General features: G+C 54.1%; 13 protein-coding genes. 4 read left to right on the top strand and 9 right to left on the bottom strand.

What is annotated here, in order from left to right; all coding sequences use genetic code 11:
* Positions 1-39: 39 nt before the first annotated feature.
* Both D3A97_RS19985 and D3A97_RS19980 read right to left on the bottom strand, forming a co-directional pair.
* The gene (locus tag D3A97_RS19985; RefSeq protein WP_119080323.1) at positions 40-1,845 is read right to left on the bottom strand and encodes a RagB/SusD family nutrient uptake outer membrane protein; all 1,806 of its coding nucleotides are present in this window, start codon (positions 1,843-1,845) and stop codon (positions 40-42) included.
* 23 nt (positions 1,846-1,868) lie between these two features.
* Positions 1,869-4,988, bottom strand: a complete 3,120-nt coding sequence (locus tag D3A97_RS19980; protein ID WP_198674093.1) for a SusC/RagA family TonB-linked outer membrane protein — start codon at positions 4,986-4,988, stop codon at positions 1,869-1,871.
* Positions 4,989-5,583: 595 nt separating this feature from the next.
* On the opposite strand from D3A97_RS19980, the gene D3A97_RS19975 reads away from it, so the two are divergent.
* Positions 5,584-6,600, top strand: a complete 1,017-nt coding sequence (locus tag D3A97_RS19975; protein WP_119080322.1) for a LacI family DNA-binding transcriptional regulator — start codon at positions 5,584-5,586, stop codon at positions 6,598-6,600.
* A gap of 6 nt (positions 6,601-6,606) precedes the next feature.
* Here D3A97_RS19975 and D3A97_RS19970 read toward each other — a convergent pair whose 3' ends face one another.
* The gene (locus D3A97_RS19970; protein WP_119080321.1) at positions 6,607-7,236 is read right to left on the bottom strand and encodes a murein L,D-transpeptidase catalytic domain-containing protein; all 630 of its coding nucleotides are present in this window, start codon (positions 7,234-7,236) and stop codon (positions 6,607-6,609) included.
* A gap of 106 nt (positions 7,237-7,342) precedes the next feature.
* On the opposite strand from D3A97_RS19970, the gene D3A97_RS19965 reads away from it, so the two are divergent.
* The gene (locus D3A97_RS19965; protein WP_119080320.1) at positions 7,343-9,454 is read left to right on the top strand and encodes a type IA DNA topoisomerase; all 2,112 of its coding nucleotides are present in this window, start codon (positions 7,343-7,345) and stop codon (positions 9,452-9,454) included.
* 100 nt (positions 9,455-9,554) lie between these two features.
* On the opposite strand, the gene D3A97_RS19960 is transcribed toward D3A97_RS19965, so the two are convergent.
* Positions 9,555-10,469 carry an MBL fold metallo-hydrolase gene (locus D3A97_RS19960; RefSeq protein ID WP_119080319.1) on the bottom strand — a complete coding sequence of 305 codons (915 nt, stop codon included), beginning with the start codon at positions 10,467-10,469 and terminating at the stop codon, positions 9,555-9,557.
* A gap of 210 nt (positions 10,470-10,679) precedes the next feature.
* On the opposite strand from D3A97_RS19960, the gene D3A97_RS19955 reads away from it, so the two are divergent.
* Positions 10,680-10,928: a type II toxin-antitoxin system HigB family toxin gene (locus D3A97_RS19955; RefSeq protein ID WP_198674092.1), complete on the top strand. Its 249-nt coding sequence runs from the start codon at positions 10,680-10,682 to the stop codon at positions 10,926-10,928.
* Positions 10,929-10,939: 11 nt separating this feature from the next.
* Positions 10,940-11,317 carry a helix-turn-helix domain-containing protein gene (locus D3A97_RS19950; RefSeq protein ID WP_119080318.1) on the top strand — a complete coding sequence of 126 codons (378 nt, stop codon included), beginning with the start codon at positions 10,940-10,942 and terminating at the stop codon, positions 11,315-11,317.
* Between the two features lie 9 nt (positions 11,318-11,326).
* Here the strand turns inward: D3A97_RS19950 and D3A97_RS19945 are convergent, their stop codons facing one another.
* The 5 genes from D3A97_RS19945 to D3A97_RS19925 form a co-directional block, all read right to left on the bottom strand.
* Positions 11,327-11,935, bottom strand: a complete 609-nt coding sequence (locus tag D3A97_RS19945; protein ID WP_119080317.1) for a hypothetical protein — start codon at positions 11,933-11,935, stop codon at positions 11,327-11,329.
* A gap of 196 nt (positions 11,936-12,131) precedes the next feature.
* On the bottom strand, positions 12,132-12,833 hold the full coding sequence (locus D3A97_RS19940) for a tyrosine-protein phosphatase (RefSeq protein ID WP_119080316.1): 702 nt from the start codon (positions 12,831-12,833) through the stop codon (positions 12,132-12,134).
* Positions 12,823-14,208, bottom strand: coding sequence for an undecaprenyl-phosphate glucose phosphotransferase (locus tag D3A97_RS19935; protein ID WP_119080315.1), 1,386 nt, complete (start codon positions 14,206-14,208; stop codon positions 12,823-12,825). Before D3A97_RS19935 ends, D3A97_RS19940 begins: the two co-directional genes overlap by 11 nt.
* A complete protein-coding gene (locus D3A97_RS19930; RefSeq protein WP_119080314.1) occupies positions 14,202-15,446 on the bottom strand; it encodes a WcaI family glycosyltransferase in 1,245 nt (414 codons plus the stop codon). Before D3A97_RS19930 ends, D3A97_RS19935 begins: the two co-directional genes overlap by 7 nt.
* The gene (locus D3A97_RS19925; protein WP_119080313.1) at positions 15,443-16,000 is read right to left on the bottom strand and encodes a WcaF family extracellular polysaccharide biosynthesis acetyltransferase; all 558 of its coding nucleotides are present in this window, start codon (positions 15,998-16,000) and stop codon (positions 15,443-15,445) included. Before D3A97_RS19925 ends, D3A97_RS19930 begins: the two co-directional genes overlap by 4 nt.

Here is a 16,000-nt window from a genome sequence, read left to right as displayed (position 1 = left end):
TTGAGCGGCACGCCTTTTTTCTTGCCCATGCATCACACGTTATTCAGGAATGTTGTCCAGGGGCGGGCGGTTGCCTTCATACCCCACATATCCCTTATTCTGATTAATGATGCCGTAAGTATTGCCCTGTATGGAGTTGGAGGGCACAGGCCAGAGCACGTGATACGGGCTGATGGTGTATTTGTCACCATGGTTGGTCACAGTGCCATTCCTGTAAAAGTTGTTCTTCTCCATCACACGGTCATAAAAGAAGTTATTATCGGAAAAATTCTCCAGCGTATATACTTTCCCGTTGTAGGCGGCTTTGCCGGTTTTGGCAAAAATGTAGGAAATACGGGTCAGCTCCGTTTTGCGGGGCTCTTCGTAAAACAGCTCCCTGGCCCTTTCATCCAGTATGGCGCCGATGTTCACTTCTGCCGCTGTAATGGGGGCGCACAGGGCGCGCTCGCGCACCTGGTTGATGTCTGCCGCGGCGGCAGCCGGGTCATCTTTCCAGTAGTAGGCTTCCGCGCGCAGCAGGTAGGTTTCCGCCAGGCGGAACATGTACCAGTCGGAGTGGCCGCCCTGCATGGGGGAGTTTTCCGTGTCTGGTATGAACACCTTGTAATGCGGCCAGCCAAACCAGCAGCGGATGGTGTCTGTACAGAGGAGGCCGCCGCTGGCATTGCGCATTTGCAGCGGTTTCAGGTAGTAAGCGTCGTTATTGTTCTTGAGGCCAGGCTCATTGTATACCAGGTCTTCCATGGTCATCCAGTTGCCTTTGGCGTGCCGCAGGTCGTTAGGGTCCGTCCACAGCTCAAACTGGCTGTAGTTGGTGGGCCTGCAACGGCCAATACCGCGCCCGTACAGGTTGGATTGTATGAACTCCGGGTTCACGTTGTCATTGGTGCCCTTGCGGCCGGAGGGCGTGTTGATGTTGGTGCCCCAATAAGGCACCGCCTGCCGCATGATGCGCATGCCGCCGTCGTAACCGCCATCTCCGAACCGGTCAACGATCATGAAGATGCCTTCCTTGTTTTCTCCCAATGATTTGTTCTCCGGGCGGTGCAAATCCCAGATCACGTTCTTTTTGGTAGCGCCAAAGGGCTGTTTCATCAACGCATAGGCCCCGCCGTTAATGATGGCGCTGGCGCTGGCAATGGCTTCGTCAAATTTGCCCAGGGCCAGGTTTACCTTGGTGAGCAGGTGCAGCACGGCGCCTTTGGTCACTTCGCCGCGGGCTACGTTATCCTGCAGCCAGTCTTTGGCGGAATCCAGGTCTTTTTTGATGTATTCCAGTATCACATCGCGTTTGGTGGAGTAGAACTCCAGCTGCGGCGCGTTGATCTCTTTCATGAGGGCCGGCACATCCCCGAACTGGTGGGTGAGCCGGTAGTAGCGCAGCGCGCGGTGAAAGTAGGCGGCGCCCAGTATGGCGTTGCGTTCTGCCTGGGAACTGTATTGGGCATTGTCTATACGCTCAATAACGGTATTGGCGTATTTGATGCCTTTATAGCCTTCGTTCCAGTAGTAATAGATGCGGGCGCGGTCTGCATTGTTGAAGTTGGCGCCGTCTGGCGTAATGAGCAGGTTGAGGTCTTGCGCCGGGCCGCTTTTGTCTGTAGTGCCTTCTACTGTTACTTCGGAAAAGACCATTTCCGTCAATATGGGCGGGTTGTCCCCATAATATTCAATTCTTGCGTTACGCGCGCAGGCCACCAGCGCTGCCTTCATGGAGGCGGCGTCTGTATAGGTGAGGTCCGGCTCGTAAAAAGACAGGGGCTCCGGCTTCAGCCATTCCTTGTTACAGGCCCCTGTTCCGTATATGGTCACTGCCAGCAGGGCAGCTATAAGTATCTTTTTCATATCAGATTCCTTTGTTTAAGCAATTAGAACGTCACGTTTAAACCCAGTGTATAATTCCGTGCCGGCGGGTTGTTGGCGGTGTAGGCGTACTCGGCGTCCCAGAAATGCCAGTCAGGCTGGTACATGGCCACGTTGCTGATGTTGCCGTAGAGCTTGAAAGATGCTATGCCGAAGCGTTCCAGCAGGTTGCCGGGAATGGTGTAGGCCAGCGCCAATGTACTGAGGCGGATGAAAGAGGCTTTCCGGTATACGTCAAAATTGATGCTGCCGTTGTTGGAGAACAGCCGCGCATGATCGTTGAGCGGGTTCTCCGGCGTCCAGTACGGGGTGATGTAGGAGTTCTGACGGTCTATGAAACCGGAGTTGTTCTTGGCAATGTTGTACCGTTCTTTCTGGCCCCAGTTGGAATAGAACATGAAAGACAGCTCAAAGTTGCGGTAAGCAAAATCGTTCCGCAGCGTCCACTGGAAGCGGGGCGTTCTGTAACCCTGGAATATCTTGTCCTTGTCGGAGAACTTGCCGTCTCCGTCCGTGTCCTGCAGCTTGTAGTCACCGGGCTTTACGCCAAATTTGGCGGCCTCGGCGGCTTCATCCTGCTGCCAGATGCCCAGTATTTTCATGTCCCAGATCTCGTCCATATCATGGCCAATGAAGAGCTTGTTGGCCACGTCATCCCTTTCTTCCCGGCCAATCACCTTGCCGTTTGCGTCCTTGATGTCTACCTCGCCGTACAGGTGTACGATCTTGTTGCGGTTCAGGGTGAAATTGAGGCCGGTGCGCCAGCTGAAGCCGTTCTTGTTGCTGATGTTCACGCTGTTGAGGCTGATCTCCACGCCCTTGTTCTGCACTTCGCCCAGGTTGTCCATCACGTTGAAGAAGCCTGTTACATCAGGCAGGGTGCGCAGTATCAGCAGGTCTTTGGTCACCTTGTTGTATACGTCTATGGAGCCGCTCAGCCGGTTGTCCAGCACGGCAAAGTCCAGCCCCACGTTGTAAGAGGTGCTCTTTTCCCATTTCAGGTTGGGATTGGCCATGCGGTTCACATAGAGTTGAGATACCAGTACCACGGTGCCGTTGGGCATTACGTACTGGTACTTGCCGGTGTTGAGGTCAGACAGGGCCAGGTAACGGCCAATGTCCCGGTTGCCGTTCACGCCGTAGGAAACGCGCAGTTTGCCGTGGTTGAGCCAGGGGGCGTTCACAAAGCTCTCTTTGGAAAACACCCAGCCAAAGCCGATGGCGGGGAAGTTGGCGCGCGGGTTGCGCTGCCCGAAGGCGGAATAGCCGTCTCTGCGGATGGAGGCCGTGAGCAAATACTTTTGCATGAAGCCGTAGTTGAGGCGGGCCATCAAGGCATCCCCGGTACTGATGGAGTCCGAGCTGGAAATAACGGGCTTGATGCCGGAGCCGATGTTGTGCCAGCTCAGGTTATCATTCGGGTCAAAGCCTTCGTTCTCCATCTGGTTGCGCCAGCTCTGGAACTTTTCCGCGTTCATGAGCAGGGTCACGTCAAAATCGTGCTCGCCAAAAGTTTTGTTCCAGCGCAGCAGGTTGTCTATCTGCCAGTTGTAGGTGGTCATTTCCCTTCTGACCGCGTAACCCTTGCGGGCCGCGTAGCGGAAGTCCTTGGCGGAGTTGGCGTTGAAGTAGCGCTGAAACTCGAAGTTGGGCGTAAAGTTTACCTGGTAAGAGAACCCGGCCGGCAGGTCTCCCTTGAGGTACAGCGAGCCGAAGAGGGTGTTGAATTTCTGCAGGCGTTTGGTGTAGGCGTTGTTGAGGAACGGGTTGGTGTTGTTGCCCACGTCGTCGTTAGGGCTGTCTCGGAGGGTTACGCCATCATCCTTGTATTTTTCACCCCAGGGGGATGCGTTGATCATTTGCCCCCAGTCTACCGGCACCTGGCTTTCATCCCTGTCCGCAAATTGCATGTTCACGCCTACCACGGCCCAGCTCGCTGCCTTGGCCTCTACGTTGATGCGTGTTCTGAAGGTCTCATATTTGTCTCCCACTATAAAACCTTCGTTGTTCATGTAGCCCGCGCTGATGTAGTAGGAGATGTCGTCTTTCCGGCCGGAAATGCTCACGGTATGGTCGTGCCGGAGGCCGTTCTGCCACATCATGTTGTACCAGTCCGTTTGTTTGCCCGCGCGGTAGTTCTTTACTTCCACGGGGAATACTTTCAGGCGCGTCATCCAGATGTCTATGGGGTCTCCCTGCGAATTGTCGTACGCCTTCCACTGGTCTATGGTAATGTCTGACGGCAGCGTATTAGGGTCATCAAACTGGTAAGGCTTGGCGTTCACGTTGGTACTTTTCATCACGTCCGTACGCCACCGGAGAAATCCCGGGCCATCGTACAAAGGCTGGTCCATGGCCAGGGTAGATACGCCCACATTGGAGTTCAGGGTAATGGTGGGTTTGGCCTTGCTGCCTCTTTTGGTGGTGATGAGTATTACGCCCTTGGCGGATTTGGCGCCGTATACAGCGGCCGCGCTGGCGTCTTTCAATACGTCTATGGTCTGGATATCGTTCGGGTTGATGTCTGCCAGCGCGCCGGGGTAGATCACGCCGTCCAGCACAATGAGCGGGGAGAGGCCCGCGTTGATGGACGATTTGCCTCTTATGATCAGGTCACCGCCGCCCTTGGCGGAGTTGGAGCCCGTTACGTTCAGGCCGGCAATATTGCCCCGCAGCGCGTCCTGCACGCTGGTAGGGTTCTCGTTTTCCAGCTTGGTGACCTGCACCTGCGATACGGAGCCGGTCACATCACTCTTTTTACGCGTGCCATAGCCTACTACCACCAGTTGCTCCAGCTCTGTGGCATTTTCTTTCATGGTGATATTCAGCGGGCTGGCGCCGGCCTTTACCTTGATGGTCTGGTAGCCTATAAAAGAGAACGCCAGCGTGGCGCCGGGCGGCACATCGTTCAGCAGGAACTTGCCGCCTGCATCTGTGGCGGTGCCCCTGTTGGTGCCTTCTATCACCACGGTTACGCCAGGTACGGGCTTGCCGGCTATGTCCAGTACAGTGCCGCTTACCTTGCGGTCCTGCGCCAGCGCGGCCTGTTGAAGCAGGAGCAGGAAGGCCAGCGTAAAACAGGCTGTAAGAAAATTCAGCAGCCTGTTGCTGATAAGAGTAGTCATTGTAGATCAGTTTTACGATTTAGAAAATGGAATTGTTATGTTATCTGTTTGCTGACGTGGAACGGCACAGGGCATACCTTTCCCGGTACCGGAAAAAATCATTTTTTACGATTTGAAAAATGGAACGTTTACGATATGATGTGTACGGGTGTCAGGCCGGGCCGGGCACAAGTAGCCCCGTACCGGAAAAATTGGTCATTGCGGAACAGTTTTTACGATTCAGAAAATGGAATTTTTGCACGATATGTACTGTTGTTACACGGGGCCGGCGCAGCCCGCCTCTTACCGGGAATACCGCTCCTGCGGCTGTTCCGGAGCCCGGAACAGATCCCTGCTGTTATTCACTGTGCGCGCCCGGCAGACTTAGCTCCAGTCTCGGTGCCTGCCGGAAAAGGTCATCAATAGTTAAGTTTTTTCGATTTAGAAAATGGATACGTTTTTTAGTTGTGTTACGGGTAAAATGAAGTTTTAAAAGATCTGGTTACAGTTGAAAAATGACGTGAAATTTTATCGCTGGCAATATATGAATTGCAATCGATTTACAGGAGAAAAAATCCATTTACAACGTTTGAAATAGTTTTTGTAATATGATGCCATGAAAAAGGGTGTAACCATCAAGGATATAGCAAAGAAACTGCATATGTCTGTTTCAACGGTATCCAAGGCGCTGAACAACGACCCGTCTATCAGCGCCCTCACCAGCGAGCGGGTGAAGGCACTGGCCCTGGAGCTGAACTATGTGCCCAATGAGGCGGCGCGGCACTTCAAGCTCAGCAAAACTTTTACGCTGGGGCTGATCATACCGGACATACTGGACCAGTACTATGCCTTTGCTATTAACGGTGTGGAAGCGGTGGCGGAGCAGCGGGGCTACCATGTTATATTATCGCAGTCTCATGAAGATGTGGAGACCGAACAGAAGATAGTGGACGTAATGGTGCGCCATAGGGTAGACGGGGTGATCGTGTCCATCACCAAAAACACGTCAGACATGCAGCCTTTCCTGAAACTGCTGTCTATGGGCATACCGGTGGTATGCATCGGGCGGGAGCCGAAGGGGGCGCAATTCGATTTTGTATCGTCCAACAACCGGGAGGGCGGCTTAGCGGCCACAGACTTCCTGGTTAATAAAGGGCACCGGCATATTGCCCACCTGATGGGGCCGCAGGGCATGCGCACCAGCCAGGCCCGCTATGAAGGGTACCGGGCCGCACTGGAGGCCCGCAACATCCCTTACCGCCCGGAACTGGTGCAGGCGGTAGACCTTACGCCCGAAGGCACCTACAAGGCCATGGAGCGCCTGCTGCAGTTGGATGTACCACCCACAGGCATTTTTACTTTCAAGAACTATATTACGCTGGAGGCCATGCATTACCTCAAAACACAACAACCCGCGTTGCTGGGCAAAATACAGTTTACCGGCTTCGGCAACCTGCCCATCCTGCATTACCTTGACCACAAGCCGCTGGCCTCCATAGAAGAAAGCTCGTTCGAAATAGGGGAAGAAGCCGCCCGGATGCTGTTTGACCGGCTGGCGGAAGGGGATACGGGAGAAGCTCTGCAATACCGCAGCAGGCAACTGCCCTGCAGGTTGGTGGAGCATGGCGGATGAGCCGGCTTACCGGTAGATCCACAATAATACCGGCCTGGCCGCCCTGTCAATGTAAGGCTGCAGCCTGGCAAAATAGGCGGGGTTGAGGGTAGGGCAACCGTCGCTGCGGCAAATGCCTTCGTTCACTTCCACGGCCGGTACGCACGCATGTGCATGCAGCACCACAAAACGTTCAAAGGCCTTGTTGTTGGAGGCTTCCAGCCCATGCAGCTTGTAGGCCGTGCCAAACCGGCCGGTATATTTGGCGCCAATGCGGTAGATGCCGGGAGAGGAGCAGCGGCTGCCGGGCTCGTTGGAGAAAGCCACCGCTTCCGTTCTGAAATCAGGCCCCTGCCCGTGCGTGACCAGCGAGCGGCTGAGGATGCTGTCTTTTTCCAGGTCATACAACACAAAACGCCGCCGCCCCGAAAACACGCTGAAGTCTACAAAACAGGCATAGCGGGTATTGTAGCGGCCATCCGCGGCAAACGCCTTTAAACGGGCGGCCTTTTGCCGCAGCCTGTTCTCATCCAGGGGAGCGGGCGGGGCGGGCGCGCTTTCTTTTTCACGCGGCGCCTTCCGCGAGGCGGGCTTTTTTTCACGGCAGGCCGTTAGCAGGCATACGGCGGATATGAATATGATAGATCTGGCGGACATGTTGTAAAGATGTAAATATTTTTGTTTTCCATAAACTTCCGCGGTACCGTGTACACCCCGGCGTTTTCGCTTTAAATATTACATTTGCGCTTGCGATTGATCAGACATGAAAGTATGTATTGCAGAAAAGCCCAGCGTGGCAAGAGATATAGCTGAAGTACTGGGCGCAAGGCAGCGGAAAGACGGCTATTACGAAGGCAACGGGTACCAGGTTACCTGGACCTTCGGGCATTTCTGCACCCTGAAAGAGCCGCATGATTATGTGGCGGGCTGGAAAACCTGGAGCCTGGCAGACCTCCCCATCATTCCCCAGCATTTCGGCATCAAACTGATAGACAATACAGGCGTTCAAAAACAATTCAGGGTGATCGAAACGCTCGTGCACCAGTGCGAGGAAGTGATCAACTGCGGTGACGCCGGGCAGGAAGGGGAATTGATACAGCGCTGGGTGCTGCTGAAAGCCAGGTGCCCCGCCCCGGTGAAACGGCTGTGGATATCTTCTCTCACGGAAGAGGCCATACGCGAAGGTTTTGGCAAATTGAAAGATGCCGCGCAGTATGACAACCTCTATGCCGCCGGCAGCGCCCGCGCTATTGGGGACTGGCTGCTGGGCATGAACGCCACCCGCCTGTTCACCAAAAAGTTCGGGGACGGCAAGGCCGTACTGTCCATCGGCCGCGTGCAAACACCTACGCTGGCCATGATAGTGGCCCGGCAGAAAGAGATCAACGCCTTTGTGTCTGAAGAATACTGGGAGCTGAAAACCATTTACCGCAAAACGGAATTTACCGCCGCTATAGACCGCATCAAGCAGCCCGAGCGCGCCGGCAAGGGCCTGGAATACCTGAAAGGGCATCTCTTCGAGATCACCAGCTTTGAACGGAAAGAAGGCAAGGAAGGCAATCCCCGCCTGTTTGACCTCACGGCCCTGCAGGTGGAGGCGAACAAAAAATATGCTTTTTCCGCGGATGATACGCTGAAGCACATCCAGAACCTCTATGAGAAAAAGCTGGTGACCTACCCGCGGGTAGACACCACTTACCTTTCTGAAGACCTGCATCCCAAAATAGCCGGTATCCTGCAGGACATGACGCCGTACAAGGCCCTCATTGCGCCGTTGCTCACCCAGCCCATCCCCAAGCTCAAGACCGTGTTTGATGATAAGAAGGTGACAGACCACCATGCCATCATCCCCACGGGCATGTACCCTGAAAACCTGCCGCTGGACGAAAAGCGGGTGTACGACCTGGTGGCGCGCCGTTTTATTGCAGCATTTTACCCCGAGTGTAAAATTGCCAACACCACCGTGCTGGGCCAGGTAGGCCAGGTGGAATTTAAAGCTACGGGCAAGCAGATACTGGAGCCGGGCTGGAAGGAAGTATACGCCAACGATGCGCCCGCGCAGAAAGAGGGCGAAGAGGAGGAAGAAAAGGAAAAGATACTCCCGGTGTTTGAGGTGGGGGAAAGCGGCCCCCACGAGCCGCGCATTCACAAGGGGAAAACCACGCCGCCCAAACCCTTCACCGAAGCCACATTGCTGCGCGCCATGGAAACGGCCGGCAAGCAGGTGGAAGATGAGGAGATGCGGGAACTGCTGAAAGACAACGGCATTGGCCGCCCCTCCACCCGCGCCAATATTATTGAAACGCTGTTCCGCAGAAAATACATCGAGAAAAAGAAGAAGAACATATTTGCCACCCAAACCGGCATGGACCTGATAGACACCATCCAGAACGAGCTGCTGAAAAGCCCCGAGCTGACAGGCAACTGGGAGCGCAAGCTCCGCCTCATAGAAAAAGGGGAATACGCCATGGACACGTTCAGGCAGGAGCTGGTGCAAATGGTGGCGGAGCTGACGCACGAAGTGAAGAACAACGCCGGTAAAACCATTTCCCTGGCAGCGGAAAAACCCGCCGCGCCGGTAAAGGAAGAAAAGGAAAAAACACCCCGCAAATCCCCGGAAGAAATGCAGTGCCCCAAATGCAAGGCCCACCTGTTGAAAAAAGGGAACACCGCTTACGGCTGCGCCAATTTTGCTGCATGCGGGTTCAAGATACCGTTTGAGGCATTCGGAAAAAAACTCACCGAAAAGCAGGTGACAGACCTGGTGTCCAAAGGCAAAACCGGTAAAATAAAAGGATTAAAGCTGGCGGATGCGGAAACAGAAGGGAAGCTGGTGCTGGATGCGGCGTTTAACCTGGTGGTGGAGCAAGGGTAAGCAATAGCGGCAAAAATGGTTTACCGGCAGCTGATGGCGGCAGGGCTGCTTCTTGGCGCCCACCCGGGGAACGTGTTCGTGTTTCGCTTGTTGCCTGCATCTACTCCGGAAATCCCAAATTGCCCTGTGTCACAGCCGTCTGTTGCCGCTTTCGCGCTTTGCGGCCTGTATTGTAGGCCTGTAATGCCTGCGTAAGCGTTTCCCGCCGGTCTGGCAATTGCATTGCGGCGGCAGCCTGCGCGGCAGTGCCCCGCCATTTCCCGTCCACCTCAAACACCTTTGATGCTCCGTACCGCGATGCTACTGTTATTTCCACGCCGCAGGCATAGTGGTTAAAAAGTTCCTGTACCAGTTCCGGAGAGTTATTGTCCCGGGAGAGATGGGAGAGCAGCAGCAGTTGCAGGGTGGCGGGCCGGCAGGTGTTGAACAGCTCCAGCGCCTGCAGGTTGGAAAGGTGCCCCTTTCCGCCGCGGATGCGGTTTTTCAGGTAAATAGGGTACCGGCCGTTTTCCAGCATGTCAGGATCATAATTGGCTTCCAGGAAAGCCGCGTGGCAAAGTGAAAAATGATGCGCCAGCTGTTCGCAGGGCGCGCCAATGTCTGTGAAAATGCCGATGCGCACGTTGTTGCAGCTTACAACAAAACTGTGCGGGTCCGCGGCATCGTGATGTTTGGTGAAAGGCGTTACGTGCAAGCTGCCAATGGTAACAGGCTCCAGCGCCCTGAAGGGAATGCCGCCCAGGGCCATGCCGCTGTGCTGCAGGGTGGCGGCGGTAATGTACACCGGCAGGCGGTACTTTTTAGCCAGCACCGGAATGCCCCGGATGTGGTCTATATGTTCATGAGATACGAACACGGCCTTCACGCGCGCCATGTCCAGCCCCAGCTGCTGCATACGGCGCTCTGTTTCCCGGCAGGAAATGCCCGCGTCTACCAGCACCGCCTCCGTGGCGTTGCCGATATAATAACAGTTTCCGTTACTGCCTGAATTAAGCGATGCTATGAATAATGACATGGGTACTGCAAAGAAACTTGATTTCTACCATTATGGCTACAATTATTTGTTCTCATTTGAGAACTTTGATCGTTGTTTGAAAAATTTGTGTACATTTGTGAAGCGTTAACCCAAGCGTGTCCATGAATAATTTTGAACATGAATAATCAAAACATGCGAATCATTTCAAGACCACCCATTATTGAATTTGGGAAAAAACATCCATTGTCGGTGATTGGATTAAATGACTGGCACAAAAAAACAAGGAGGGCGGAGTGGAGAGATTTTGGCGAGGTGAAGCAGACCTTCAATTCCTGTGACTATATCGGGAGTGACCGGTATGTGTTCAACATTGGCGGAAACAGGGACCGGCTGGTTGCCATGATCAATTTCAGAAAGAGCACGTTGTATGTGCGGGGCGTTTTAACACATGCACAGTACGATGAGCATGGGCGGAGGGGAACATTAATCACTTTGTAGTGCTATTTAACATGAAAAAGACCATCAAAAACAAGCAGGAGTACTTCCTCGCCATGGCGGCCATGGAGCCGTTACTGGCAAAGGGGTTTGACAAGCTGAGCCCCGAAGAGGAAAAAAAGCTCGATCAGCTGACCGATGCGGTGGAGGAGTGGGAAACCAAAGAATACCCTTTACCGGTCAACCCGGATTTTGTGGCCATTCTTGAACATTTAATGCAGACCAGGGGCTATAACCAGACGGAGCTTTCCCATGAGCTGGATATATCCAAGTCCCAATTATCAGGCATACTGGGGCGCAGCAAATACCCCAATGTAGATCTGCTGGTCAACCTGCACCAGCGGTTCCGGATAGACGGCAACATCCTTCTGCAGAGCCTGTCCCCGCGGTAGGCGGCTGCGTTAATTTACATCGTACGGAATGTGTACCAGCATTTCAATTTTCCCTTCGGGCAAGGCGCTGATCTCGAAGCGCCCGTCGTGCAGCTCCGCCACGTAGGCTATCAGGCTGCAGATGCGCTGGTCAAGGTAGGCCTGCAGGTTGTCTTGCTGGAAAGTTTTGATGGAAGATGAGAGGGAATGATCGTTGGCATTGGCGAGGTATACGCCTTTCAGCTCAAAGTAATCCTTTTCAAAAGTGATGGTGAGGCGGGGCTGCTCCTGCGGCTGGCTGTTGCGCTGCATGCGGAAAAGCAGGTTCAGCAGCAATTGCCTGATCAGGAACTCGTCTACATACGCCACCTCACGGCTGCTGTTCACGCTGTACTGTACCCAGTGCGCAAACAACGGGGCATACCTGTCATCTTCCACTACATTTTTCAGTAGCAGGGCAATTTTGGCGGGCGTCCGCTTGGAAGAAAGGGATTTGTTCAGAATATGTTGAATGATGCGTACATTCTGTAAAAGAAACTCCAGTTCAATCACCTGCGATTTGATGGCACCCGCCTGCCGGTTGATCTTTTCCCCGGTTTTTTCCGTATTGAACTGCCCTGAACCATAAAGTTCGATCAACTCAACGCTGGACAAAATACCGGAAAGAATAGACCTGATTTCATGGAACACATCTTCGATAAGCCCCTTGTTTTCAGGAAACTTACTTGCTCCCGTTGAAGAAGAAATCATTATGCAACCCTTGTTTTGTATTCAGTTTTATTTTGGATACGGCCATGCCGTTGTTAACGTGCTTTTTAAAATTACAATTTTTTGACTATAACAATTCATTTTTTATAAACCCGCCGGCCAGCTTTGCCCGGAGGGAAGCGTCCAGGGGTTTCCCCGCCAGTACGTTCATGTGCCGCTGGTGGTGCAGGTCTGTACCGGTAAACTCCACCAGGCCTGCTTCCAGGAGCTGCAGGGCCATTTTTTGCACCCGGCTGCCGTAATACCCGTAGAGGGAGAGAATGTTCAGCTGGAGGTGAACGCCCGCCTCCTGCAATTCCCGATAAAAGTCCAGGTCCCCGTGCAGGTACATGTACCGCTCCGGGTGCGCCAGTATAGGCTCATAGCCGGCCATTTTCAGGTTGAAGAAAATGGTGCGGTAGTTCATGGGCATGGCCACAAAGGAGAACTCTACCAGCACATATTGCCCGTTGATGGTCAGCAGCGGTTCCCGCCCTTCCAGGAGGGACTCAAAATAATCGTCCATCAGGTATTCCGCCGCCGCGTCCAGCTCCACGTCTATGCCAGCCGCTTCCACCGCCTTGCGCAGGTTGTCCAGCGCGGGCAGAATGGTGCCGGCATCATTGTTATGTATGCCGGACATGATATGCGGCGTGGTGATCAGCTTGGTATACCCCAGCGCGCGCAGCTGCCTGATGAGCGAAAGGGAATCTTCCAGCGTTTTGGCCCCGTCGTCCAGGCCGGGGAGCAGGTGCGAGTGCATGTCCTGCCGGTACATCTCAAAATGCATTTTTTTCTCCTCTTATGGTGTTAGACACCGTTAAAAATATGATCTTCAGATCAAGGAAGATAGACCAGTTTTCCATATACCAGATATCGTGCTCCACCCGTTTGCGCAGGTGGCTCTCTTCCGTGATCTCTCCGCGGAAACCGTTTACCTGCGCCCATCCGCTGATGCCTGGTTTCAGGTAGTGGCGTATCATGTACTGCTGGATGATGCGGGAATATTCTTCCGTATGCTTCAGCATGTGCGGGCGCGGCCCTATTACAGACATGTCTCCCGTCAGCACGTTCAGGAACTGGGGGATCTCATCCAGGTTGGTTTTGCGGAGAATGCGGCCTATGCGTGTGAAACGTTTGTCGTTACGGGTAGCCTGTTTTTCGTTGGCATCCCGGTTCACGTACATGCTGCGCAGCTTCAGGCAGCGGAAGGTCTTGTTGTTGCGCCCGGTGCGGTGCTGTATGAAAAACACCGGCCCCCGTGACTCAAGGCGTATCAGCAGCGCCAGCAGGGGAATGAGCCAGCTCAGCAGCAAAACGGTGACCAGCGAGGCAAATAAAATGTCGAAGAGCCGTTTGCGGATGCGGTTCGCAATGTCGTCAAGCGGTTCGGAACGCAGGGAAATAATGGGAATATCGTTATGATAGTCTACATAGATCTGCCGGTTCACGAACATTTTGAAATCCGGCACAAAACGGAAGTGAATGAAATGCTGCTCCGCCTCGTACGCCAGTTTATACAGGTACGGGTTCTGCTCCGGGGAAAGGGTGGAGTAGATCTCCCTGATGTTGTTGCTCTTGGCGTAGGGCACACAGTCTTTCAGGTTGCCTATTACCGGGTAATAAGACAGTTCCTGCACGTTGTTGTATTCTTCAAAGTAGCCTTCCAGCTTCAGGTTGCTTTTTTCGGCCAGCAGGTTGTCCGCCAGTTTTTTTGACATTTCGTTATACCCCAGTATCACCATTTTACGCTCAATGTCTTTGCTTTTGAGGATGGAGTTGGTGATCCACCAGAACAGGAGGCGGATGAGCACTACAGACACAATGAACAGCGCGCAGTACATCATCACAAAAAAGCGGGAGTACAGGTGCCCGTACAGGAAAAGAAAACCGAGCAGCAGCAGCAGGTATAACAGCACCGCATGTACGGTACGGCGGGCCATTCTTTCATAGGAAAGCTGCTGGCTGATCATGTTCAGGCCCATGGCGTACAGCGCTATGGCCCAGGCAATATTGGACGCGAGCAGGAAAGTGTCCGCTCCCTGGTGCTCCTGAAGGTCGTATTGCCGCAACCCCATGCCGGCCAGGAAAAAGAGGCCGTTCAGGCAAACGAAGTCCAGCACTATGATCTGTACGAGTATTATTTTAAGGTACCGGTTCAGCATACGGCAGCATTGATAATTTGTTCTTCAAATCGTTCCATTACGTTAGCAATAGACAAATGGTCTACGGCGTAAGACCGGGCATTGTCCCGGATGGCGGTGGTGTTCTGCTCCAGGGCCAGCCGTATGCCTTCACAAAGGGCGTTGGCATTTTCGGCTTCCACCAGCATGCCCATCTGGTATTTTGTGACCAGTTGGTGCAGGGTGGAGGAAGGGTTGGCGGTGATCACGGCCAGGCCTCCAACAGATAGTATGGTGGTGAGCTTGGAGGGCATCACCAGGTCAGACGCATTGGCTTTCTGGATCACCAGGTGTACGTCTGCCATATTGAGAAATTCGTTGAAAGACGCCGCCGGCTGCAGCGGCAGAAAGTATACCTGGCGCAGGTCCAGTTCCGCGGCCCGCAGCTGCAGCTTTTCCCGGTAGGGGCCGGAACCGCATATCACAAATTTTGCCTGCGGCATGTCCGCCATCATGCGCGCGGCGTGCAGGATGGCTTCCAGGCCCTGCTTTTCGCCGATTGCGCCTGAATACAGCACAATGCGGTCTGCGGGAGAAAAACCGTATGCCGCCTTGATCTGGTGCCGGTCCGGCAGGGGCCTGAACCGCTCTACATCTACCCAGTTGGGAAAGTATTTCACCCGCGCGGCCGTTTTACCGGCTATTTTCTGCATCATGCCGTCAGAAATACTGCTGACATGGTCTGCGCCTTTGAGGATGTAACGCTCCAGCCGCAGCATCATGCTGATCAGCCGGGGAGAACGTATCATGTCCAGGTCCCGCGCTGCTTCTATCTGGAGGTCTTGTATGTGGTAATGGAAAGCGGCCTTCCGCATTTTTTTGTACAGGAGGGCCAGCAGGCCCAGGTGAAAAGAAGGCGCCACTACGATCACCACGTCAAACCGCTTTTTCGGGATCAGCTGCAGCAGCTTTACCAGGGCGGAGCAGGCAAAGGAGGCTTCGAGCATCATCCTTTTTTTGCCGGAAGGCTCGCTGGGCACGTATTGTGGGCAACGGTGCACTTTCAGCCGGCCGCCGTTCATCTCTTCTTTCCTGTACCAGGATTTGTGGCTGCTGTACGGCTCCTGCACTTTCCATTGCGGGTAATAAGGGTAGGAGGTGATCACGGCACATTCATACCCCTTGTTGGCCAGCCATTCCATCATTTCGCCGTTATATTTTCCAATGCCGGTCGGCTCGGGCGCAAAGTTGCCGCCGATCAGCAGTATTCTTTTGCTCATATCTGTTCTGTTTTCATGTTCCGGGCGCGCACCGCGGAGGCGGGGTTGCCCGCGTAGATCTGCCAGGGGGCCAGGTTTTTATTGGCCACGGAATTGACGGTGAGAATGGCATGGGTGCCGCAATGCACGCCGGGGCATACCACGGAGCCGGCGCCTATCCACACGCCGTCTTCCAGCGTGATCTTTCCCAGGCGGTAAGGGAAATCGGCCAGCGTATAGTCATGGTTGCCGGTCAGCAGCAGGGCGCCCTGGGATACGCAGACGTTATTGCCGATGGTCACGTCTTCCAGGTTGTCTATCCATACGCTTTCACCTATCCAGCAATGGTCTCCTATCTGCAGACGCCATGGATTTTTGACCCGCACTTTCGTTTTGATGACAAGGCCTTTTCCCACCCTGGCGCCGAACAGCCGCAGCAGTTTCCGCTTGAGACCGTACGGCCAGGGAAAGGCGCTGTTGAAAATGTAATAGTTCACAAAATACCAGCTCAGCACTTTCCAGCGGGGGCCGGCGTTGTACCCGCCGGTAGTGAAGCGGGAGAGGTCTGTTCTCAT

Source organism: Chitinophaga alhagiae, from assembly GCF_003568665.1.
GTDB lineage: Bacteria > Bacteroidota > Bacteroidia > Chitinophagales > Chitinophagaceae > Chitinophaga > Chitinophaga alhagiae.
The sequence above is the reverse complement of the archived record's forward strand: the minus strand, read 5'-3'. Positions and strand labels throughout refer to the sequence as shown.

Bases quoted from the DNA above. Each gene is read 5' to 3' on its own strand.
- D3A97_RS19985 (WP_119080323.1), bottom strand. From the start codon at position 1,845: ATGAAAAAGATACTTATAGCTGCCCTGCTGGCAGTGACCATATACGGA.
- D3A97_RS19980 (WP_198674093.1), bottom strand. From the start codon at position 4,988: ATGACTACTCTTATCAGCAACAGGCTGCTGAATTTTCTTACAGCCTGT.
- D3A97_RS19975 (WP_119080322.1), top strand. From the start codon at position 5,584: ATGAAAAAGGGTGTAACCATCAAGGATATAGCAAAGAAACTGCATATG.
- D3A97_RS19970 (WP_119080321.1), bottom strand. From the start codon at position 7,236: ATGTCCGCCAGATCTATCATATTCATATCCGCCGTATGCCTGCTAACG.
- D3A97_RS19965 (WP_119080320.1), top strand. From the start codon at position 7,343: ATGAAAGTATGTATTGCAGAAAAGCCCAGCGTGGCAAGAGATATAGCT.
- D3A97_RS19960 (WP_119080319.1), bottom strand. From the start codon at position 10,469: ATGTCATTATTCATAGCATCGCTTAATTCAGGCAGTAACGGAAACTGT.
- D3A97_RS19950 (WP_119080318.1), top strand. From the start codon at position 10,940: ATGAAAAAGACCATCAAAAACAAGCAGGAGTACTTCCTCGCCATGGCG.
- D3A97_RS19940 (WP_119080316.1), bottom strand. From the start codon at position 12,833: ATGCATTTTGAGATGTACCGGCAGGACATGCACTCGCACCTGCTCCCC.
- D3A97_RS19935 (WP_119080315.1), bottom strand. From the start codon at position 14,208: ATGCTGAACCGGTACCTTAAAATAATACTCGTACAGATCATAGTGCTG.
- D3A97_RS19930 (WP_119080314.1), bottom strand. From the start codon at position 15,446: ATGAGCAAAAGAATACTGCTGATCGGCGGCAACTTTGCGCCCGAGCCG.
- D3A97_RS19925 (WP_119080313.1), bottom strand. From the start codon at position 16,000: ATGAGAACAGACCTCTCCCGCTTCACTACCGGCGGGTACAACGCCGGC.